This window comes from Candidatus Williamhamiltonella endosymbiont of Tuberolachnus salignus (assembly GCF_964019775.1).
In the GTDB taxonomy this organism is placed as follows: domain Bacteria; phylum Pseudomonadota; class Gammaproteobacteria; order Enterobacterales; family Enterobacteriaceae; genus Hamiltonella; species Hamiltonella defendens.
Map to the genome: position 1 here is coordinate 1,770,954 of NZ_OZ026471.1, position 21,560 is coordinate 1,792,513.

The following is a 21,560-nucleotide window of genomic DNA, read 5'->3' on the forward strand; positions in this document are numbered from 1 at the left end:
TCAAAAATACAATCAGTTAGTTACAAAACCGTAATTTGCTTTCATCACAACTTAAATTCAGACCAAACAGGAGCATGATCAGACGGTTTTTCCATTCCACGGATCTCATAATCAATGCCACTGTTAATAGCCAAGCGCGCTAAAGGGACGCTTGCCAGTAATAAATCAATGCGAAGCCCTCTATTTTCATCAAAACCTTTTGAACGATAATCAAACCACGAATATTGATGTTCATAGTCAGGGTAAGCAACTCGAAAGAGATCAATTAATCCCCAGGATTGAAGATGTTCAAACCAAGCACGTTCTTCTGGTAAGAAAGCACATTTACCGCTGCTCAACCAACGTTTTCGATTTTGTTCGCCAATGCCAATATCTCCATCGGTGGGGCAAATATTAAAATCTCCCATGATCAGCACATGTGATTGAACAGAAAAATGCTGTGTTAAATAGCGATGTAAATCTTCATAAAAACGGGCTTTGGCAGGAAATTTCGTGGGATGCAAACGACTTTCACCTTGCGGAAAATATCCATTGATCACAGTGATTGTGCCTTGAGGGGTTTTTAAATCGGCCATAATAATACGGCGTTGCGCATCTTCTTGATCTGTTGGAAAACCTCGCCGGATCGCTAAAGGCGAATCTTTAGTGAGTAATGCCACACCATAATGACCTTTTTGTCCATGATAAAAAACATGATAGCCATGACGACGAACTTCCTCCAGAGGGAACATATCGTCATGGACTTTTGTTTCCTGCAAACCAATGAGGTGCGGATCATGTTTTTCAATAATAGCAGCGAGTTGATGAGGGTGCGCCCTCAGCCCATTTATATTAAAAGAAACAAATTTCACTTTAGGATCCACTTTGAGTCAAAAACAGGCCGGTATGCTAACAGTCAATCGAGAGTGAAAAAAGACGGAGAAGCCGCATTTTTGATCGGCTTTGATCGGCATATACCCTGTTCAACTGAATGTATGGATCTTTAATGAAAAATGCACCTCATTTTTCATTAAAATAATGATTTTAAACAGAGTTTAGCCATCTCATTTTTTGGTCATATTCCCATGGTTCTTTACGGTTACTCTTAGGGCGAATTACCGGGATAAACTTCTCAATTGCAAGCACCCGCGTTTCATCGCTCTTATAAGCCTTATACTCAATATAAAATACAAAACAAATTTGACGAGCAATACTCTTGTCTATAAATTACCTTTTATGAAAAGTATCATTGTCCAGGTCCGGCGTTTAAATTTTGCCATGCAATCCAAAAACTTCAGTCAGACTACCTTAGAAAAGGCATCAAGAGTTTTTCATCCCACTATTTTCAATTGCAAATTAAATAAAGATGCCTCAAAAGGTTCTAAAAAATTGTAGACATTTCCCATGTAAAAGTGAATCCTGATTCGCTTGCGCGATATGTAGGATACACGGGGCATGTTTTCAATATGTTGATCGAGTGTTAGAAATATTCATTTCTTTTAATTAATGTTTCAGCGATTTTGTCATGCATCTCTTCAGATAGCGACGTTATCGATAAAGCGATACAAACTTATTCTTGAAATGACATGTTTGGCCCTATATGAATCTATTAAAATCGCTGGCAACCGTCAGTTCCATGACCTTTTTTTCTCGGATATTAGGATTTACTCGTGATGCAATCGTTGCTAAAACATTCGGTGCAGGGGTGGCGACCGATGCGTTTTTCGTTGCTTTTAAATTACCGAATCTGTTAAGGCGTATTTTTGCTGAAGGGGCTTTTTCTCAAGCCTTTGTGCCGATTTTAGCAGAATATAAAAATCAAAAAGGAGAAGAGGCCACACGCACCTTTGTCGCTTACATTTCAGGCTTGCTAAGCTTGGTCTTAATCGTGATCACCGCATTAGGTATACTTGTCGCACCTTGGATTATTTACGTCACGGCGCCGGGTTTTTGTGATACACCCGATAAATTTGCCTTAACTTCTTCTTTACTACGTATTACCTTTCCTTATATTTTTTTGATTTCGCTGGCTTCTTTGGCGGGAGGATTACTCAATACCTGGAATCATTTTTCGATTCCTGCTTTTACGCCTACCCTCCTCAATATCAGCATGATAGGGTTTGCTTTATTTGCTGCTCCTTATTTTGATCCGCCTATATTGGCATTGGCTTGCGGGGTGTTGTTGGGAGGGGTCCTCCAGCTATTTTATCAATTGCCTTATTTGAAAAAAATCGGGATGCTCGTCTTACCCCGTATTGATTTAAAACATGCTGGAAGTTGGCGAGTGATGAAACAAATGTGCCCTGCTATTTTAGGGGTCTGCGTCAGTCAAATTTCTTTGATCATCAATACTATTTATGCTTCTTTTTTGGTCTCAGGTTCTGTTTCCTGGATGTATTATGCGGATCGTTTGATGGAATTTCCCGCGGGGATATTAGGCGCCGCATTAGGTACCATTTTATTACCTTCCCTTGCGAAAAGTTTTGCAAATGGCGAGATACTTGAATATTCCAGACTGATTGATACGGGTCTTCGGCTGTGTTTTTTATTGGCTTTGCCTGCAGCTTTTGCCTTAATCATCATTGCCAAACCTTTGACCCTGTCCTTATTTCAATATGGCAAATTCACCGCTTTTGACGCAGAAATGACACAAAGAGCGTTAATTGCCTATTCGATTGGTTTGCCAGGATTGATTATGATCAAAGTATTAGCCCCCGGATTTTATTCGCGCCAGGATATTAAAACGCCCGTGAAGATAGCGTTGCTCACATTATTCATGACTCAAATAATGAATCTGATCTTCATTGGTCCTTTAAAACACGCAGGTTTATCCCTCTCTATTAGTTTGGCTGCCTGCCTAAACGCCGCATTACTCTATTGGCAATTACGCAAAAAAAATATTTTTCAATCACAAAGCGGTTGGTGCCCATTTATCGCAAAATTATTGATGGCAGTTTCTGTGATGTGTTTAGTTTTGTTCGGACTCCTATCGATCATGCCCCCTTGGGATTTAGGAGGAATGGCCTACAGATTGTTCCGTTTGTCAGGTATTGTGATTGCAGGGGCCATCTCTTATTTTTCTGTTTTATTGATTTTAGGGGTCAGACTAAGACATTTTTTTCAGAGATTACATTAAACTTCCTTACATTCTCTCGACCGTCTCAATACCTAAATTCTTTAGCCCCAGCTTAAGAGTTTTTGCGGTCAGCCAGGCTAATTTTAATCGGCTCTGACGAATCTGTTCATTTTTGGCATTAAGAATAGGGCAATGCTCATAAAAAATAGAAAATCGGGTGGCTAAATCATAAAGATACGAACACATCAAATGAGGCGTACCATCCCGAGCCACAGTGCTGATCATTTCTTCAAACTGTAATAAAAGAATGGCCAAACTCCTTTCTTTTTCCTCTTGAATGATGACAGGCGACATGATCTTTTTTTCATCCAAGCCTGATTTTTTAAATAATGATGTCACGCGGCTATATGCATATTGAATATAGGGGGCTGTATTGCCTTCAAATGACAACATACGATCCCAATCAAAAATATAATCAGTGGTTCGATTTTTTGATAAATCCGCATATTTAACCGCCCCTATCGCCACAGCTTGAATCAGGTTATTTAAATCGGTTTCATTCAAATCTGGATTTTTCCCCCTAATTAATTGCCCTGCACGCTCTACTGCTTCATCCAGCAAATCTGATAATTTGACGGTGCCACCTGTACGAGTTTTAAAAGGCTTGCCATCTTTTCCAAGCATCATGCCGAACATATGATGCTCCAATGAAACAGATTCAGGCACATAACCTGCAAGGCGCGTAATTGTCCAAACTTGGGCTAAATGTTGATTCTGACGAGAATCGATATAATACAGAATACGGTCTGCCTTTAAGGTTTCACAACGATATTTGACACAAGCAATATCGGTGGTCGCATAAAGATAGCCCCCATCTTTTTTTTGAATCACCACGCCCATCGGCTCGCCGATTTTATTTTGATATTCTTCAAGGAAAACCAACACAGAACCTTGATCTTTGACCGCAACGCCTTTGGCGATCAAATCTTCAACAATATTCGGCAACATATTGTTATAGAGGCTTTCGCCCATCATATCCTCAGGGGTCAGAGTCACTTTGAGCCGTTCGTAAGATAGGTGATTTTGTGTCATTGTGATATCGACCAGTTTTCGCCACATCTCACGACAATAAGGATCCCCGCTCTGTAGTTTGACGACATAATCCCGTGCGCGTTGAGCAAAAATCTCATCCTCATCATAATGTTTTTTTGCTTCGCGATAAAAATGTTCTAAATCTGATAACACCATTTCTAGCGCGTGATGATGTTGAATTTTTTCTAGATAAGCTATCAGCATGCCAAACTGAGTTCCCCAATCACCGATATGATTAGCTCGAATAACATGATGGCCAAGAAAAGACAGAGTGCGCGCCATGGCATCGCCAATAATGGTTGAACGTAAATGACCGACATGCATTTCTTTGGCGACATTAGGCGCTGAGTAATCGATCACAATTCTTTGGGGTGTCACCGGAGTCAGTCCTAATTTTGGCCCGATAAAAACCGCCTCTATTTTTTGAGAGATCCATTGCTCATTCAAAAAAATATTGATGAAACCTGGCCCTGCGATCTCTACTTTTTTCGCGATATCCGAAAGGTCTAGATGCTCAAGCACTCTTTCTGCTAATTCTCGGGGTGGGATTCGTTGTTTTTTGGCGGCGGACATCACACCATTGGCCTGATAATCCCCAAATTGGGCTTTAGTTGAAGGATGCAGCTGAGCATCGCTGTCATCAGGCGCACCGGCCATTATCAGGGCATGACGTATTCTGTCTGATAAAAATAGTTGAATATTCAAGAGATAAGCCTTAATACGAGGTTATTGAGTCGCCCTATTTTAACAAAAATACTTTACAAAATCATGAATGATATCCTGAACATTGACTTTTTATAAAATTGAGACTCACTTTTTTATGTTAATGAAAATTAATATGATTAAAATTTAAAAAAATAATATTAATATTATAAAATTTATTATCATTCAGAAATGAACATGCCATTTTATAAAATATGAATATATTTTTATTCTTTTAACTAAAACGATTAATTTATTTTTTCATTTAAGTTTGATCTAATGAATAAAAATATTTTACTGATTATTTATATTGATTAATATTTCATCATTTTAATAAAAAATGAGTATATTTTTATTGATTTTTTATTTTATAATCTCTTTATGCTAAAAATGAATCATATTTATTTATCTGTTTTATTCATTTAAATTTAAATAGATAACAATAATCTATTTTATAAAAATAAAAAACTTTACATATCATAAAAATAATTATATTACTTAAAAAAGTTTTTATAAATTTATATCATTTTCAATGAACTGGAAAAATGGCTAATGAAATTTTTCTACCGGATTAATTGACTAAATAACACAATAAATTAGGTGAAAAAATAAATATGAATAATCGCTTATCATTCAGAGATATTTTGGCATTGGGTTTTATGACTTTTGCCTTGTTTGTAGGAGCCGCTAATATTATCTATCCTCCTATAATAGGCTTACAATCTGGCGAACACTTATTGTTTGCAGCAGCAGGTTTTTTAATAACGGCTGTGGGTTTACCTGTCATTACTATTGTGGCATTAGCACGTGTTGGAGGCAGAATTGATAGCCTCAGTGCTCCGATAGGTCGAAAAGCAGGTCTGATTTTGGCTACAGCGTGCTATTTATGTGTGGGGCCCTTGTTTGCCACACCCCGTACTGCCACTGTTTCCTTTGAAGTTGGTATTGCTCCTCTCACCGGCGACGGCGCACTGCCCTTGCTGATTTATAGTATCATTTACTTCGGGTTGGTGGTTTTGATTTCATTATACCCTGGCCGTTTGTTAGACAGTGTTGGGCATATCCTGGCTCCGTTAAAAATCTTGGCTTTGAGCATTCTTGGCATCTCTGCCTGTTTATGGTCTTCGGGTTCTACGATCCCTGCCAGTGAAATTTATCAGAAAATTCCCTTTTCAACGGGTTTTGTGAATGGTTATTTGACCATGGATACTCTTGGAGCTTTGGTATTTGGGATTGTCATTGTGAATACAGCTCGTTCTCGTGGCATTGTTTCCCCGGCGTTACTAACACGCTATACCATTTATGCGGGTTTGATTTGTGGTATTGGGCTGACATTAATTTATATGAGTTTGTTTAAACTAGGCTCTGATAGCGGTGTTTTAATTCCAAATGCTCAAAATGGTGCCGTCATTTTACACGCTTATGTTCAACATACCTTTGGTGATTTAGGAAGTATTTTTTTGGCGGGGTTTATTTTCATTGCCTGTATGATCACTGCGATTGGTTTAACCTGCGCCTGTGCTGAATTTTTCAGTCAATTTTTGCCTTTTTCTTATCGCACTTTGATTTTTATATTAGGTCTTTTTTCAATGCTGGTTTCAAATTTGGGATTAAGCCATCTTATTTATTTTTCGGTTCCCGTACTGACAGCCATTTATCCTCCTTGCATTGTATTAGTATTATTAAGTTTCACCTTGAATTGGTGGCGTAATCAAACGATTATCGTTTCTTCAGTGATGCTGATGAGTTTGATTTTTGGTATTTTTGATGGCTTAAAAGCTTCAGTTTTCTCAGATCTCTTACCTTCCTGGATTGAATATTTTCCCTTAACAAAAGAAGGACTCGCTTGGTTACCGCCTTCTATCATCATTTTTCTTATCGTTGCAATCTATGATCGCATTTTTTCTAGAGAGCAAAAAATAGTTTCATCTTAAATATATTCTCCTCGCCTTTTAAAAGGCGAGGAGCTTTAAAATTCATTAAAATCAAGTACGTCATTCATATCAAAAACCCCTTTTTGATTTTTTTTAGCAAGCCAAAGCGCGGCTCTGACAGCCCCATTTGCAAAATTGATTCTACTGGTTGCTTTATGAGTCATTTCAAAACTTTCTCCTACACCGGCAAATAACACGGTATGTTCCCCAACAATATCACCCGCTCGAATAGTAGAAAAATGAATTTTACCTAATGCTCTCTCATTTAAGGAAGCGGTCAGATCAAAAATAGCCTCTTTTTGTAAATCTTTTCCTAACGCTTTTGCAATCTTTTCGCCCATTGCTAAGGCCGTACCAGAGGGAGCATCTTTTTTATAACGATGATGTGCTTCAATAATTTCAATATCTGAATGATCCCCTATCATGGCCGCCGTTTTTTCTAAAAGTTGTAGCATCAGATTGACTCCGATACTAAAGTTTGCTGAAAATACGATCCCTATCTTTTTTGCTGCTTTTTTGATCTCTTCTTTACCGAATTCATCAAAACCTGTCGTGCCAATAATCATGGATTTTTGGTGCTTGCAGCAAAAGGCTAAGTGAGACAGCGTCGCCTGTGGAGAGGTAAAATCAATCATAATGTCAAAAGCATCAGATATGGCTTCTAAATCATCACTAAACACAACCTTGATTGAACCGATACCCGCAAATTCGCCAGCGTCAGTGTTAATAAGTGGAGATTTCTTGCGTACTAAGGCGGCGACAAGGCGTGCTGTTTGAGATTGATGGACCGCCTGAATTAATTGCAAACCCATACGCCCTGAGGCACCCACAATAGCCATCCGCACTTTTTTTGTCATAAGGATCCTTTTTTATTTAAAAAATAAATTCATAACGAAATAGCGAAAAAATTTATGAAAGATATGACAGGATTTTACTTTTTTGTGAATGATTTTTTAAAATTTGAACTGTCAAAGTCTAGGCTTGAGCTGACGTTATGGATCAAATTTCTCAAAAAGCCCAGATAAATATAGTGCTCACATCTTTTAAAGCGCTTTTTCTAATTTGGTTAGAATAGAATAAGCTTCCTCAACATTTTAAAAATGAAGATTCATTAATAAAGAAAAATATTTATTCATTTTTAATCAAAATGAATGTGATTTATAGATTTACTTATAAAAAAGCACGGAGAGTACGAAAAAAATAGATTACACTAAAGACCACGATATTTGTGGCAATATCGAATAATATGTTCGGGCAGACGAACAACAGGTCAATAAATCTTTGCGTTCAGTGACATCCGGCAATATTGACATAAATTTAAAAACTAAATCTGAAACGAATTTTTCTGTTCATGGTTTTTTGAAAGAGATAAAGCAACAACCAGACGCCAGTGAGTTCATCGTATTTAGTACAATCACAGTAACATCATCAGGGTATGAACTACTATCTTCAAAGTGCAGTCGTGTTATCGACCTAGGTGTACAATCTGCTTCTGTTGCACGTAAACACGCCGAAGATTGGCTTTCTGGTTATTTAGAAGCAAACTCAGATATTAACGCTAGGCAAAAAGTCATACTTGTCTTCGATAAAACAGTGCCAAAGTATAACCTCTTTACTGGTCAGCTTCCCTCGCACGTTTTGGTCTCCCCCTCTACAGATCTCACTGTTGCTGGCTATGAAGACTCTGAATGAACGCCATCACCAAACGTTGGGCGACCACCAAGCGCAAGCCTTGTCGAATCACCTCAGCCTGTTGAATAAAAAACTCAAAGCAAGTCATGGCATCGATACGACACCGGACTATATCAGCTTGGTGGGGTGTTCGTTGGCAGACAAGGACGGCGAGGGCTCTAAGAGCTATGTCCAGCAGTTGGGAGAAGCCCTCCATCAGAAAGCAGGGTGGCGTCTGGAGATGGGGGCCCGTCAGCTTCCGGTGAGCGTGAATGAGGAAGGCAGAAAAATGTCGGTCGTGAAGGGAGCCAATCGCCCTGTTTCGGATAAGTCAGATAAAATCGTATTTAATTGGGCGCCTCAGAATGAATTCGTGCCCAAAAACAGTCTCACTGCCCGTGTGAATCGGGTATTGACCCTGATGGACAGTCTGGCCTTGGGTAAGCAAACGATTGGCCGCTCGATGAACAACAACGGCGTGATGCGGCTGATTTTTTCCATCATTCGGACGGTCAGTTCGATTTCATACGTTTCATGTTGACTGTGAAAATGCTCCGGCGCTATCGCGTATGGGCGAATGAGGCCCTTCAATTGCTACAATTGGGTGACGCCCATAGGCAATTAGAGCCCCTCAGTGGCCAGGAGGCGCTGATAAAGAGTCAAGCGTGGCATGTCACGCAGTCTGACCTTGGCGAATTGGCAAAATTTGGGCCGCATCCTGCACAATCAACAGTTCAAAATCACATATCAATTCAGCCCCCAGTCGCTGTTTATCGATGATAACAGCGCGTACGCTTCGGAAATGGCGCAAGGCCTGGGTTTTTTTGCTTGGTTGCAAGCGCATCAGTCGAGTGAGGAGGGAACCGCGCGATTTTTTAAAGGGATCCTCACCCAGGCTGTGCTGAATGAACATCAGGCCATGGGGCCGATATCCGAGCAGGACACCCAGCAGCTGCAGCAATTTCGGGAACATTTTCACAATATCATGATCTCAAACTCTGCCGAGCACCTCGACCTCTTTGAGTCTATCCTATTGATGGAACATTTTGAAGTGGGTGATTATATGATGAAAAAAGGGGGCAAGACATGGATGCTTTCTGTGTGTCAAGAGGCTTCGTCTAGGCAACCGACGGTATATTTGTATGAGCCGAATTTGGAAGAAATCCGTATCAGTGATGACAAGGTCAGGGCCATCAAACACTCTAATCTATCCATCATGTCTGCAGACGATCATTTATCAAGGGCAACGTACCGTATGATAAGCCTGTCAGATTTGTCGACTTCTATGGGCCATCCCCCCCAAGTTTTACCGAGTGAACCTCAGTAAGGCTCAAAACCAGCTTCCTGCGTTGGGGCAGTTTCAAAAATTATTGACAAATTTTGAGCCTGAGGTGGACCGGTTAGCGGCGGTCGGTGACATTCCGTTGGGCAAAGTGGCGCTACCTGCGAAGACATTACATAAGATGGGTGCCAGAGTCGAGGGCAAGCCCTTTTCTATGAAGCATCTTGCAAAAGGCAACTTAGCCCAAATTCTGCGGTTTGATGCCAGCAAATTAGCGCAATATATTCAGAAGGCTGATTACAGTGATGTCATCACGCAACAGGCGGTGCGCTTTTTGAAACAACAACCTGAGTTCAAACGCAATCGCGCTGATTTGCTAGCAGGCGGGGATACGGCGACGCAAAAAGCGGCGGTACATCAACTGAACGCGATTGACCAACATGTCCAACGGATTTCCCCCATGGAATCGACACTGGACATCCAGCCGGCCCTTTGGCGTGAGTTAAAAAGTGTGCCGGTGACAGACCGTTGGGCCGGTCTCAATCGGGTCGGCGGTCGAGTTGGTCTGGGCATGCAAGGATACGTTTATCTTCGGGGTCTGCGTGATATCAAACGCGCTATCGAGCGTCTACAAAAACACGATTTAAGCCAAGAAGAGAAGAAAGAGTGAATGCTGAATTGGATTGGGCCATCGCCTCTTTTGCCTCGCACCTGGCGATTGATGCCGCCCAATATGGGTTAGGTCGATATGCCAGTCGTTTAGCGCAAAAAGGGATGAAAGTGAATTTTAAACTGATACGTTTGGGACGGCCCTTATTAGGCGGATTATCTTCTGTTTTCGACATAAGTCAAGTTTACCAAGCGTTGGTTGACAGTGAGTATGAATACTATCAATCCCATTTTGACAATGATAGAGACGACAAAACCGATGAGGATATCCTCATCACGGAGCCTAACCGACATCACGCTCGCCTGTTGGGTCAATTTGTGGACGAAAACGGAGCACCATTGACAAAGTTTTTTGATGAAGAAAGCCCCAAGCGGCCCTTCCCACAGGGCGCTGGGAGATTTTAACGGCGATGGCCGTCTGGATATCGATTACTTCAACCCAAAGGGATTATTTCTCTTATTGTCGGAGACGCCTTGGTCTGTCACCTTTCGATGAGGTTCAGCACCTACGCATCACACATGAGGTTGTTCAGTCCTTTGGTACTCTACTATTGATGTAATATTTTCATCATTATATGTCACTATACTAATAGCTTTAGGAATACTAATGGCTTCATTAATAGAAGATTTCTGTTCATGAGTTTTACTATAAGTTAAGTCCCATTCAGAAAAAGATATTTTTTCTCCTAAATCTAAATAATAAAATGAGTAAACATTCAATTTATTGACACGATTCTCCTTCCAAAAAAGTTCAAACCATTCTTTTATTTTATTCTTCCCTTTTAAAGAAATTCCGTCGGGTTGAATAATGTGACACTCCTCATCTAACGCCGAAAGAAATTGTTCTAAATTATTTTTTTTAAAGCCTTCCATATAATCGTCAAGCAATTTTTTTGCGCCCGATTTATCCATAAAAAATCTCCTTATGACATGATTAAAAAATCAACTAATTGAAACTTGAAAAGTTTAGTAAAAAACTTTGTGATTCAATTAAAACCAAACTCTTTGGTCAGATTTTGTACATTAATTGTAATCAGGATAATAAAATTTAATGTTTGAGTGTAAGATACACAGAAACGATCACTCGCAAAGATGATTATCTCCGATCATAACGATGACGGAGGTCCAAATCTTGTTTTTGAGTGGCTGCAAGAGAATTAAATTTCAGGGTGCTTTTTTAATTCATTTTTAACCGTTTTTCCAGTGTTTTAAATAGCCCATATAGAGCGAAAATCACTGAGGGTAATCATGTTATTTTCTATACAAAGTTTATCTATTTTTTGATTGATTTCATTATTATACAGTTTTAATAAGGTGGATATTTGAGCATCATTTTGAGGATTACTAATTTCTTCACTAAGTAAATTTTTCATTTTATTAACAAATTTGCCTCCCCTCTTCGAATCAAGAGCTGAATTAAAATCGAATTGAATTTCAATGTTTCTACATTTTTTTTCAATTTCTAAACAAAATTTTTCGCCGGCATTCCAATTGAAATCAGGTCCATTTTCGACATAATTCCTCTTTCCTTCAAAAAAAGTCGAAGCGAATATTGCAGAGACGAGTTCATTTCTAAGATTTACATCAGTTTCTGCTTTATTTATTTTAGAATTTATTTCAGAAAATAAACGACACGCTTGAAGACGGTTAATAATAGAATCTACCCTTCTTATGCTTTGTAAGTTATTTACATAACGAACAGTCGCACCAGTAACACAATTTTTAGAAGATTCTTTATTATTATAATTTTGACGAAATTCCTCGCTTTTCTGTATCGTTTCGTTTTCTGTCAGATTTTTTCTCTCTTTTGTCATATTCTCAAGCTCATGTTTTTCTGCTAATTTTAATAATTTTTTCAAACATTTCGCTTCTTTTAAAATTTTCATCACTTGATCTTCAGTGTTTTTTGTTCCTTTACTTAAAAAATTCTCATCTAAAATATTAAATTTTTCTACTAATTTATTACATTGTTTATTAATTTTAGCTGTACTTTTGTTGTTTACTGAAATTAATTCCATATAATATGCTGTTGGTTTAGTAATTATATTTGTTATGTTTTTTATTTTTGTGTTTGTACGATTAATAAAGTTTATGCTGTGCGATAATATTGTCATAAGTATCCTATGTGTCATTCATTTTAAATAACTTCATTTAAATATTTCAAATAAAAATAATTTGATTTAAATCAAAAATTTTTATGACATAAATATATACTTTGTAAAAATAAAAAAATTCAAAAAAACGCTCATTAAATAGTTTTAAGAAACGAACAAATGAAATTTTCAAGACTAATAAAATATACACTACAGCCCTAATTAACTAGGTTGTATTAAATTAATAGGTAGCATCAGCTAAAATGGTGTTTTTTTTATCAAGATGACCGCTCTTTGAGTGGGCTAACTCAGGCAATGAGTGCATTACATCAGTTCATCAGATTTGAAGGGAGTTTAAGAAAGGGAAGTGATTGAAAAATTAAAAAAACACTGAATTTTCTAATTTTAAACAAAACAACAGGTCATAATAAAATTAAAAATCATTTACATATTTGATATTAAATGAACTATTTTTTTAAACCTTATCTTTTTTTAAAAAATGCGGCTTTTTTCATAAGAAAGGTTATAGCTCAATGAGCTATAACCAAGGCATTCATGCAACAGATTGACTATGTATGTGATGCTTTTTGTATTACATCATACCATTCATTCCGCCCATTCCGCCCATTCCGCCCATTCCGCCCATTCCGCCCATTCCGCCAGAACCCATATCGGAGACTTTTTCTTCTTTCGGTAAATCAGTGACCATGCATTCAGTCGTTATCATTAATCCTGCGATAGAAGCGGCATATTGCAATGCAGAACGTGTCACTTTGGTAGGATCTAAAATTCCCATCTCAATCATGTCACCATAAGCTTCTGTTTGTGCATTATAGCCGTAATTATCATTTCCTTTGTTTTCTTTGACTTTATTAGCAATCACAGAGGCTTCTTCGCCAGCATTGACCACAATCTGACGCAGAGGAGATTCCATGGCCCGAAGAGCAACACGAATACCCACATTTTGATCTTCGTTATCCCCTTTCAAGCTAGAATTTGCAATTTTAGAAGCGACGCGGATCAAAGCAACACCGCCGCCTGGAACAACCCCTTCTTCTACTGCTGCTCTTGTTGCTTGTAAGGCATCTTCCACACGAGCTTTTTTCTCTTTCATCGCAATTTCAGTCGGAGCGCCCACTTTTATAACAGCGACTCCCCCTGACAATTTAGCAACACGCTCTTGCAGTTTTTCTTTATCATAATCAGAAGTCGCATTTTCAATCTGTTTCCTGATATTTTGAACACGAGCCTCGATCCTGGATTTTTCACCTGCTCCATCAATAATAGTGGTTGCATCTTTAGTAATGACGACACGTTTTGCCTTGCCCAGATTTTCTTGGGTTGCTTTTTCTAAAGAATCCCCTGTTTCTTCTGAAATCACATGACCGTGAGTTAATACTGCAATATCCTGTAGCATCTCTTTGCGGCGATCCCCAAAACCGGGGGCTTTGACAGCAGCTACTTTGACGATGCCTCTCATCGTATTGACCACCAAGGTGGCCAGAGCTTCACCTTCAACGTCTTCTGCGATAATGAGTAATGGTTTTCCTTCTTTTGCCATCACTTCTAATATGGATAACATGTCTCTGATGTTAGAGATTTTTTTATCGACTAATAAGATGTAAGGGTTGTCAAATTCAATAGAGCTGCTTTCTTGCTTGTTAATAAAATAAGGAGAAAGATAACCGCGATCAAACTGCATTCCTTCCACAACGATGAGGTCGTCTTCCAGGCCAGAGGCTTCTTCAACAGTGATCACGCCTTCGTTAGTAACCCTCTCCATTGCGTCTGAAATTAATTTACCTACCTTTGCATCTGCATTGGCAGAGATGGTGCCTACCTGTGCAATTTCTTTAGGATCTTTGCAAGGTTTAGATAACTTTTTCAGTTCTTCAACAGCGGCGTCTACTGCTTTATCAATACCACGCTTAAGATCCATGGGATTCATGCCTGCTGCAACTGCCTTTAACCCCTCGGTGACAATGGATTGTGCTAACACGGTCGCTGTGGTGGTGCCGTCTCCTGCCGCATCGTTTGCTTTAGAGGCGACTTCTTTGACCATTTGAGCACCCATGTTTTCAAATTTGTCTTCCAGCTCAATTTCACGGGCCACAGAAACACCGTCTTTAGTAATAGAAGGCGCTCCATAAGATTTATCTAATACAACATTGCGACCTTTGGGACCCAAAGTCACCTTTACTGCATTAGCCAGAATGTTGACACCCTTTAACATTTTTTTTCGGGCGTCATTACCAAATTTTAAGTCTTTAGCTGCCATTTTTACTTTCCTTAAATTTGTTGTGGTTCTAAAAATTTATTGACGGATGCGTCGGGCATTTATGCCCCAACAATTGCTAGAATGTCGGATTCAGAGAGGATTAAAACCTCTTCATTGTCAATTTTTTCTGACTTCACGCCATAGCCATCGTTGAAAATAACAAGGTCGCCTACTTTAACGTCCATAGGTCTCACCTGACCGTTCTCAAGGATGCGACCTTTACCCACTGCTATTACTTTGCCACGGCTAGATTTACCCGCCGCAGAACCAGTTAAAACGATACCCCCAGCGGATTTAGATTCAGCCTCTTCACGTTTGAGAATAACACGGTCATGTAATGGACGAAGCTCTTTACTGTTTGACATTCATAGTTCTCCTGATTGAGACAATTATTATCATATTTAAGATTCATTCTGATCTATTTTAATCGATCAGTACCTCGGTCTAATAAATGGGGGTGTTTTCCTTTACCTTCAAGGGAATTGATAAAAAAATTTATTCAGAGTTGAGAAAACGTTTGTAAAAAATTTTTGGGGAGGGGCTCTTATCTTATTGTAAGAAATAATTCTTATATTTTTCTTATATTTAAATTAAGCATGTCGATAATGTTCTCCTTCAGGCAACCAACGCGCCATTAATACTTTTGCTTGTTTCGGATATTCTTTATGTAAAAAAAGCGCCCACTCACAAATTTGAGATAATAAATCTTGATCTCTGACGATGTCTGCCACTTTAAATTTTAAAGAACCGGTTTGACGGGTACCCAATAACTGACCTGGCCCTCGTATTTCTAAATCTTTTTGTGCTATCACAAAACCATCATGAGTTTCACGCATGATTTGCAAACGCTGTTGGGCGACTTGACTCAACGGGGTTTTATACAACAACACGCAATAGGAGGCGATAGAACCTCTGCCAATTCTCCCTCGTAGTTGATGTAATTGTGCCAATCCAAGACGTTCAGGATTTTCAATGATCATTAAACTGGCATTAGGCACATTGATTCCCACTTCGATGACAGTAGTCGCCACTAATAGCTGTATTTCTCCACGATGAAAAGCTTGCATGATGATGTCTTTTTCAGACTCTTTGACCCTCCCATGTAACAAACCCATTTGAATATCTGGAAGTGCTTTTTTTAGCTCTTCGTAAGTGACTTCAGCGGCCTGCGCTTCTAATAGTTCAGATTCATCAATCAGCGTACAGACCCAGTAAGCTTGTCGACCTTCTGATAAACAGATTTCTTTAATACGATCAATAATCTCAATACGACGAGTATCCGGTATGACCACCGTATGAATAGGAATGCGATCAGAGGGTAATTCATCAATGATAGAAGTATCCAAATTCGCATAGGCACTCATGGTGAGTGTTCGTGGAATAGGGGTCGCTGTCATGATGAGCTGATGTGGGTGAAAGCCTTGTTTTTCTGCTTTAGACCATAATGCTAAACGTTGATGAACACCAAAGCGGTGCTGTTCATCAATGATCACCAAGGCTAAAGCTGAAAATTTTACATGTGCCTGAAAAATGGCCTGTGTCCCTATCACCATCAAGATCTTTCCTGAAGCGATGGCGTTTTTCTGAGCTTGACGTAACTTACCTTTTTGTTTTCCCAAGAGGCATCCTGCAGACAATCCCAAAGGGGTAAACCATTGCTGAAATTGAGTCAGATGTTGCTCTGCCAATATTTCAGTCGGCGCCATCAGGGCGACTTGCTTGCCGTGAGCGATGACTTGCAATGCGGCCAAAGCGGCAACCAATGTTTTACCCGAACCCACATCTCCTTGAATCAGCCGCATCATTGGAGTCGATCTCGCCAGATCACGTTCAATCTCTGAAACCACTCTTTGTTGAGCCGAGGTCATTTTAAAAGTCAAAGAAGATAAAAAGCTTTTTTTTAACGCCTCTTTTTTAGAAAAAGGAAGCGCACGATGATGTTTTGCATTTTCGCGAGCGGTTAATAAACTCAGGTGATAGGCCATTAATTCTTCAAAAATCAGCCGTATACATGCCGGATGTCGCCATTGTGTTAACTTTTCCAGTGAAATATTTTTGGGCGGACGATGTAGTGTTTTGATGGCTTCTGGCAAGCTGATTAATGAAGTCATCAATTGAGAAGGTAAAATCTCAGCAATAGGCGTGGCTTCAAGCAAGGCAAGCGCCTGACCCACTAATTTATTTAAAGTGCTTTGAGAAAGACCTTCTGTTGTGGAATAAATCGGCGTCAGTACAGTGCTCAGAAGCGTTTCATTATTCTTTCCTTGTATTTTGAATTTTGGATGAATCATTTCCAGTCCATAATACCCTTCTTTCACTTCTCCGTAGACCATCACATCTTTACCCACAGATAGCGCATTTTGGATGCCTTTATTAAAATGGAAAAAGCGCAGAATTAAGGCGCCTGTGCCATCCTCAATTTGACAAGTGAGTATCCGGCGCCGGCTTGAGTTCATCTCGGCCTGAATTATTCTTCCCTGAACAGCACCAAAAAGGCCATGCTCTAAATTTTCTATGGAATAGAGATGAGTACGATCTTCATAACGTAAAGGCAGGTGCAACAACAAGTCCTGTACATTGTATAAATTTATTCTGGAAAGCTTTGCCAGATGGTTACCACTAACACCAGAAAGGTCACTGAGGGGGATATGATGAAGCAGATCACCTTTCATTGAAGACTCCATTTTTTAATAGACCTATTCCAAAACCTAAGGACGGACTATGACTTCTTTCGTGCGTCTTGAATTTACACCTTCACTATCGCGTTTTATAAAAAGCCCAATATTAATTTCGGTTACGAATGACTTTAATCACATGTGGGATAATACGAATTTTACGCATAATACTGGCAAGGTGGCCGCGATCACGAGTCGTTAAACGAATAAAAGCACTGTAGATACGGCCATCTTTTTCTTCTGTATTTAAACTTTGAATATTAGATTTTGCAGCATTAATCGCCGCCGTTACATTGGCTAATAATCCTTGTTGATTAAACATCTCAACTCTAATCTCTACAATGAACTCTTGCACAATATTGAGATCCCACTCCACAGCCATAAATTTTTCGGGTTCTTTTTGATGACATCTAATATTGCGACAGGACTCATAATGAATCACAAATCCTTTGCCTGGGCTTATATGAGCGATGATGGGATCACCGGGAATAGGGCGACAACATTTTGCAAAGATGATCAATATTCCTTCTGCCCCTTTAATAGGGAGTTTGCGGCCGTGACTGACCGTTAAATTTGTGGGATTCCCTTCCAGATTTTTAGCAACCACCACACTCATGATATTGCCCACACCAATTTCCGCCAAGAGGCTTTCCACTGAAGTGAGTTTCATTCGTTCAAGCTCACGTTGAATATTTTTCTCTGGAATGTCAGACAATGTTTTTTCATTACTGAAAGAATGATTCAGTAAACGGCGACCGAAATTCACAGATTCATCTCTTTTGAAATTTTTCAAAAGCTGCCGAATTTTGGCTCGTGCCTTCGAGCTGACCACAAAATTAATCCAGGCGGCATTAGGTCTGGCACCAGGCGCAGTGATAATTTCAACCGTTTGACCATTCACAAGAGGCTGAGACAGTGGATAAGGAATGCGATCAACTCGCGCTCCAACACAGGCATGACCAATATCGGTGTGAACTTCATAAGCAAAATCAATCGAGGTTGCGCCTGCAGGCAGTTCTACAATACGCCCTTTGGGCGTGAAAACATAAATTTCGTCAGGGAATAAATCAGATTTCACACTCTCTATGAATTCAAACGAATTAGCAGCACTTTGCTGTAATTCCAGCAAGCTTTGCATCCAGCGTTGAGCACGAATTTGCGTTGTAGTGCCCAACTCACCTTGTTGTTTATAACTCCAATGTGCTGCTACCCCCATTTCAGCCATTTGATCCATATCTTCCGTACGAATCTGGATTTCTACAGGCACACCATGAGGGCCAATTAATGAAGTATGTAAAGACTGATAACCGTTTGCTTTTGGTATGGCGATGTAATCCTTTACTCTGGAGGGGCGAGGTTTGTAGAGGCAATGAATTTGACCTAATACCCTATAACAGGTATCTACTTCTTTCACTATGACGCGGAAGGCATAAATATCCATGATGGAATCAAATTGCTGCTCTTTGCGGCGCATTTTACAATATATGGAATAAAGGTGTTTTTCTCGGCCACTGACTTTGCAGGAAATACGGGCTTCACGGAGCCTGCCTTTAATTTCAGAGAAGATTTTTTGGATCATTTCCTTGCGATTACCGCGGGCCGTTTTGATAACCTCTTTAATCACACGATAACGGTTAGGATAAAGTACCTGAAACCCCAATTCTTCTAATTCTATTTTTAAATGATGGATCCCTAAACGATGAGCCAGTGGGCTATAAATTTCAAGGGTTTCAAGAGCAATTCGCCGACGTTTGGCAGGATGTAACGACCCTAAAGTACGCATGTTATGGGTGCGGTCAGCCAATTTAATCAAAATAACGCGAATATCGTCGACCATCGCCATGATCATTTTCCGAAAATTTTCGGCTTGAGCTTCTTTTTTATCGCGAAAGTTAAGTTTATCGAGTTTTGAAAGCCCTTCGACTAATTCAGCAACCGTCTTCCCGAATAACAGCTCCATATCTTCATAAGTGGCCGGCGTATCTTCAAGGACATCATGTAATAACGCTGCTATTAAAGTTTCATAATCTAATCGCATTTTTGCCAAAATACAGGAAACAGCGACCGGATGAGTAATATATGGCTCACCGCTGGATCGTACCTGACCGTCGTGAGCATCACGAGCAACAAGATAAGCTTGTCTAAGACGCTTGATCTGCTCCTCTGGCAAGTACTCTTTAATTAACAGGTAAAGGTTATCAAATAAATGCAAAATAGAGATTAATCAAAGTCTTGAGTTGAAGAAATGGTTTTCATTTGTACTTTTTTTTGTATCTGATCTTCGTGCTGATTATTTTCTTTTAGAATACTTTCTGTAATTAGACCCTGCTCAATCTCACGAAGGGCAATGACAGTGACTTTATCGTTTTCTTCAGGAACCAATGAATTTTCACGTCCCGATTGCAGCAGACGAGCTCGATGTACTGCCACTAAAATTAACTTAAAGCGATTACCCACTTTTTCTACTGCTGCTTGAACTGTGACACGTGCCATAATATTGCGCCTCATCAATGAAAAGGAATGAAAAAACATCATAAAACAATCATATTGAAACTGAAGTTAAGTCTAAAAATCATTTGCTAGACTTTATGGGGATGTTCTAAAAGAAGCTTGCTGATTAAATTATGATGGCGTTCTTGCTGTTTTTTGAGATGTAACCGTTCACCGTAAATGATATTTTTGATATCCAGCAAAGCCTGTTCAAAATCATCATTTACTATCAAATAATCATATTCTATAAAATGCGCCATTTCCATCACTGCTTGTGCCATACGCTGATCAATGAACTGTTGTGCATCTTGCTGGCGGCTTTGCAAACGATGCATCAATGCCTCTTTTGAAGGTGGCAAAATAAAAATACTGCGCGCTTTTGGCATTTTAGCTCTGATCTGTCGTGCTCCCTGCCAATCAATATCTAAAAAAACGTCACGTCCGTTTGATAAAATCGCTTCGATAAATGAACGAGATGTTCCATAGTAATACCCAAAAACTTGTGCGTATTCTAAAAAGGCATCTTCTTTAATGAGTTGGCGAAATTCTTTATCAGAAACAAAAAAATAATGCTCCCCATGTTTTTCAGTTGAGCGTTTAGCACGAGTGGTATATGAAATAGAAACCTTTATCTCGCACGAAGGTGATGTTTTTAAAAAAGCCTGAATAAGGCTCGATTTTCCAGCCCCACTCGGGGCAGAAATAATATAAAGAGTGCCTTCCATATCAATAAAGAGTTCATTAATTAAAATAGATGGTGATGCAAATTTTCAGAATCATTCAAAATGCGCATCAAAAATCAATGATGAGAATCTTTCAAAATAGTAGGTTGTGAAAAGGTCTCACCAAATATCAAGGATAATCATACATCAACTCAACCAGGGATGCAGTAAAATGCGCTTCTGTATTTTTGTAAAAAGGGGGTATTTATGTTTACTGGGATTATTCAAGACAAAGCGACCGTGGTCGATATCCAGGAGGGGCAAAATTTTCGGACTATCACGCTGACATATTCAGAAAAACTCTTGTATCAGCTGAAACCAGGAGCTTCTGTGGCACATGACGGATGTTGTTTAACCGTCACAAAAATAGATGGGGATCAGGTGAGCTTTGACCTCATGCAAGAAACCTTGCGTGTGACTACACTCAATCAGCTTAAAATAGGTTCGAATGTTAATGTGGAGAAAGCGGCACGATTAGGCGATGAAATAGGCGGGCATTTAATGTCAGGACATATTATTTGCACTGCCTGTATTGACGAAATCTGTGTGGCTGAAAACAATCGTCAAATATGGTTTCGAATCACAGATCCGGAGATCATGAAATATATTTTTTATAAAGGATTTATTGGTGTTGATGGTATCAGCCTCACAGTAGGGGAGATGCAAAAAAATCGCTTTTGTAACTATTTAATTCCAGAAACGTTAGCTCGTACCACCTTAGGGCTGAAAAAATCAGGCGATAGAGTAAATATTGAAATTGATCCACAGACTCAAGCAGTAGTAGATACGCTAACGAAAACCTTAGAAAAAATCGCCGTAGACACCCGAAGCATAGGCACGGGTATGCACGTTTCAGAAAATGTCATTTTCGTTTAGAATGAGGTTAATAAATTACCA

The 21,560-nt window shown here is 39.3% G+C and carries 19 protein-coding genes; 8 read left to right on the forward strand and 11 right to left on the reverse strand.

What is annotated here, in order from left to right; genetic code table 11:
* Positions 1 to 44: 44 nt before the first annotated feature.
* Positions 45 to 851 (reverse strand): exodeoxyribonuclease III, encoded by an 807-nt coding sequence (xthA, locus tag AACL23_RS08740; RefSeq protein ID WP_015873203.1) that lies wholly within the window; start codon positions 849 to 851, stop codon positions 45 to 47.
* Positions 852 to 1,579: 728 nt separating this feature from the next.
* Here xthA and murJ point away from each other — a divergent pair.
* The gene (gene murJ, locus AACL23_RS08745) at positions 1,580 to 3,115 is read left to right on the forward strand and encodes a murein biosynthesis integral membrane protein MurJ (RefSeq protein ID WP_100096330.1); all 1,536 of its coding nucleotides are present in this window, start codon (positions 1,580 to 1,582) and stop codon (positions 3,113 to 3,115) included.
* A gap of 6 nt (positions 3,116 to 3,121) precedes the next feature.
* On the opposite strand, the gene argS is transcribed toward murJ, so the two are convergent.
* Positions 3,122 to 4,852, reverse strand: a complete 1,731-nt coding sequence (gene argS / locus AACL23_RS08750) for an arginine--tRNA ligase (protein WP_100096331.1) — start codon at positions 4,850 to 4,852, stop codon at positions 3,122 to 3,124.
* A 611-nt stretch (positions 4,853 to 5,463) separates the two neighbouring features.
* On the opposite strand from argS, the gene brnQ reads away from it, so the two are divergent.
* Positions 5,464 to 6,783 (forward strand): branched-chain amino acid transport system II carrier protein, encoded by a 1,320-nt coding sequence (gene brnQ / locus AACL23_RS08755; RefSeq protein WP_100096332.1) that lies wholly within the window; start codon positions 5,464 to 5,466, stop codon positions 6,781 to 6,783.
* 35 nt (positions 6,784 to 6,818) lie between these two features.
* On the opposite strand, the gene dapB is transcribed toward brnQ, so the two are convergent.
* Positions 6,819 to 7,640 (reverse strand): 4-hydroxy-tetrahydrodipicolinate reductase, encoded by an 822-nt coding sequence (gene dapB / locus AACL23_RS08760; protein ID WP_015873199.1) that lies wholly within the window; start codon positions 7,638 to 7,640, stop codon positions 6,819 to 6,821.
* A gap of 424 nt (positions 7,641 to 8,064) precedes the next feature.
* Here dapB and AACL23_RS08765 point away from each other — a divergent pair, with 424 nt between their 5' ends.
* From AACL23_RS08765 to AACL23_RS08785, 5 genes are all read left to right on the forward strand, one after another.
* The gene (locus AACL23_RS08765) at positions 8,065 to 8,475 is read left to right on the forward strand and encodes a hypothetical protein (RefSeq protein WP_123875465.1); all 411 of its coding nucleotides are present in this window, start codon (positions 8,065 to 8,067) and stop codon (positions 8,473 to 8,475) included.
* Complete coding sequence (locus AACL23_RS08770) at positions 8,459 to 8,995, forward strand: C80 family cysteine peptidase (RefSeq protein ID WP_044612256.1); 537 nt, start codon at positions 8,459 to 8,461, stop codon at positions 8,993 to 8,995. Before AACL23_RS08765 ends, AACL23_RS08770 begins: the two co-directional genes overlap by 17 nt.
* Positions 8,996 to 9,124: 129 nt before the next feature.
* Entirely contained in the window at positions 9,125 to 9,781 is a 657-nt protein-coding gene (locus AACL23_RS08775; protein WP_339051234.1) for a hypothetical protein, read from the forward strand.
* Positions 9,768 to 10,406, forward strand: a complete 639-nt coding sequence (locus AACL23_RS08780; protein WP_100096338.1) for a hypothetical protein — start codon at positions 9,768 to 9,770, stop codon at positions 10,404 to 10,406. The genes AACL23_RS08775 and AACL23_RS08780 overlap by 14 nt, the downstream gene beginning before the upstream one ends.
* Positions 10,403 to 10,810 (forward strand): hypothetical protein, encoded by a 408-nt coding sequence (locus tag AACL23_RS08785; protein ID WP_100096339.1) that lies wholly within the window; start codon positions 10,403 to 10,405, stop codon positions 10,808 to 10,810. Before AACL23_RS08780 ends, AACL23_RS08785 begins: the two co-directional genes overlap by 4 nt.
* Positions 10,811 to 10,918: 108 nt before the next feature.
* Here AACL23_RS08785 and AACL23_RS08790 read toward each other — a convergent pair whose 3' ends face one another.
* The 8 genes from AACL23_RS08790 to gmk all read right to left on the reverse strand — a co-directional run bounded on the left by AACL23_RS08790 (position 10,919) and on the right by gmk (position 20,666).
* Positions 10,919 to 11,317: a hypothetical protein gene (locus AACL23_RS08790; RefSeq protein ID WP_095034207.1), complete on the reverse strand. Its 399-nt coding sequence runs from the start codon at positions 11,315 to 11,317 to the stop codon at positions 10,919 to 10,921.
* Positions 11,318 to 11,613: 296 nt separating this feature from the next.
* Complete coding sequence (locus tag AACL23_RS08795; RefSeq protein ID WP_339051238.1) at positions 11,614 to 12,519, reverse strand: hypothetical protein; 906 nt, start codon at positions 12,517 to 12,519, stop codon at positions 11,614 to 11,616.
* Between the two features lie 571 nt (positions 12,520 to 13,090).
* Positions 13,091 to 14,776, reverse strand: coding sequence for a chaperonin GroEL (gene groL, locus AACL23_RS08800; RefSeq protein WP_339051240.1), 1,686 nt, complete (start codon positions 14,774 to 14,776; stop codon positions 13,091 to 13,093).
* Between the two features lie 59 nt (positions 14,777 to 14,835).
* A complete protein-coding gene (locus AACL23_RS08805; protein ID WP_100096343.1) occupies positions 14,836 to 15,141 on the reverse strand; it encodes a co-chaperone GroES in 306 nt (101 codons plus the stop codon).
* A 225-nt stretch (positions 15,142 to 15,366) separates the two neighbouring features.
* A complete protein-coding gene (gene recG, locus AACL23_RS08810; protein WP_193432627.1) occupies positions 15,367 to 17,448 on the reverse strand; it encodes an ATP-dependent DNA helicase RecG in 2,082 nt (693 codons plus the stop codon).
* 112 nt (positions 17,449 to 17,560) lie between these two features.
* Positions 17,561 to 19,663 carry a bifunctional GTP diphosphokinase/guanosine-3',5'-bis pyrophosphate 3'-pyrophosphohydrolase gene (gene spoT, locus AACL23_RS08815; protein WP_015873188.1) on the reverse strand — a complete coding sequence of 701 codons (2,103 nt, stop codon included), beginning with the start codon at positions 19,661 to 19,663 and terminating at the stop codon, positions 17,561 to 17,563.
* Positions 19,664 to 19,671: 8 nt separating this feature from the next.
* Positions 19,672 to 19,944, reverse strand: a complete 273-nt coding sequence (gene rpoZ, locus AACL23_RS08820; protein ID WP_015873187.1) for a DNA-directed RNA polymerase subunit omega — start codon at positions 19,942 to 19,944, stop codon at positions 19,672 to 19,674.
* An 86-nt stretch (positions 19,945 to 20,030) separates the two neighbouring features.
* Positions 20,031 to 20,666, reverse strand: a complete 636-nt coding sequence (gene gmk, locus AACL23_RS08825; RefSeq protein ID WP_095034203.1) for a guanylate kinase — start codon at positions 20,664 to 20,666, stop codon at positions 20,031 to 20,033.
* Between the two features lie 204 nt (positions 20,667 to 20,870).
* Here gmk and AACL23_RS08830 point away from each other — a divergent pair, with 204 nt between their 5' ends.
* Complete coding sequence (locus AACL23_RS08830) at positions 20,871 to 21,539, forward strand: riboflavin synthase (protein ID WP_015873185.1); 669 nt, start codon at positions 20,871 to 20,873, stop codon at positions 21,537 to 21,539.
* The last annotated feature ends 21 nt before the right edge of the window (positions 21,540 to 21,560 follow it).

What these genes read in the sequence shown, in the direction of transcription:
- murJ (WP_100096330.1), top strand. Translation starts at nt 1,580, where the DNA reads ATGAATCTATTAAAATCGCTGGCAACCGTCAGTTCCATGACCTTTTTT.
- brnQ (WP_100096332.1), top strand. Translation starts at nt 5,464, where the DNA reads ATGAATAATCGCTTATCATTCAGAGATATTTTGGCATTGGGTTTTATG.
- dapB (WP_015873199.1), bottom strand. Translation starts at nt 7,640, where the DNA reads ATGACAAAAAAAGTGCGGATGGCTATTGTGGGTGCCTCAGGGCGTATG.
- AACL23_RS08770 (WP_044612256.1), top strand. Translation starts at nt 8,459, where the DNA reads ATGAAGACTCTGAATGAACGCCATCACCAAACGTTGGGCGACCACCAA.
- AACL23_RS08775 (WP_339051234.1), top strand. Translation starts at nt 9,125, where the DNA reads ATGTCACGCAGTCTGACCTTGGCGAATTGGCAAAATTTGGGCCGCATC.
- AACL23_RS08790 (WP_095034207.1), bottom strand. Translation starts at nt 11,317, where the DNA reads ATGGATAAATCGGGCGCAAAAAAATTGCTTGACGATTATATGGAAGGC.
- AACL23_RS08795 (WP_339051238.1), bottom strand. Translation starts at nt 12,519, where the DNA reads ATGACAATATTATCGCACAGCATAAACTTTATTAATCGTACAAACACA.
- groL (WP_339051240.1), bottom strand. Translation starts at nt 14,776, where the DNA reads ATGGCAGCTAAAGACTTAAAATTTGGTAATGACGCCCGAAAAAAAATG.
- AACL23_RS08805 (WP_100096343.1), bottom strand. Translation starts at nt 15,141, where the DNA reads ATGTCAAACAGTAAAGAGCTTCGTCCATTACATGACCGTGTTATTCTC.
- recG (WP_193432627.1), bottom strand. Translation starts at nt 17,448, where the DNA reads ATGAAAGGTGATCTGCTTCATCATATCCCCCTCAGTGACCTTTCTGGT.
- rpoZ (WP_015873187.1), bottom strand. Translation starts at nt 19,944, where the DNA reads ATGGCACGTGTCACAGTTCAAGCAGCAGTAGAAAAAGTGGGTAATCGC.
- gmk (WP_095034203.1), bottom strand. Translation starts at nt 20,666, where the DNA reads ATGGAAGGCACTCTTTATATTATTTCTGCCCCGAGTGGGGCTGGAAAA.
- AACL23_RS08830 (WP_015873185.1), top strand. Translation starts at nt 20,871, where the DNA reads ATGTTTACTGGGATTATTCAAGACAAAGCGACCGTGGTCGATATCCAG.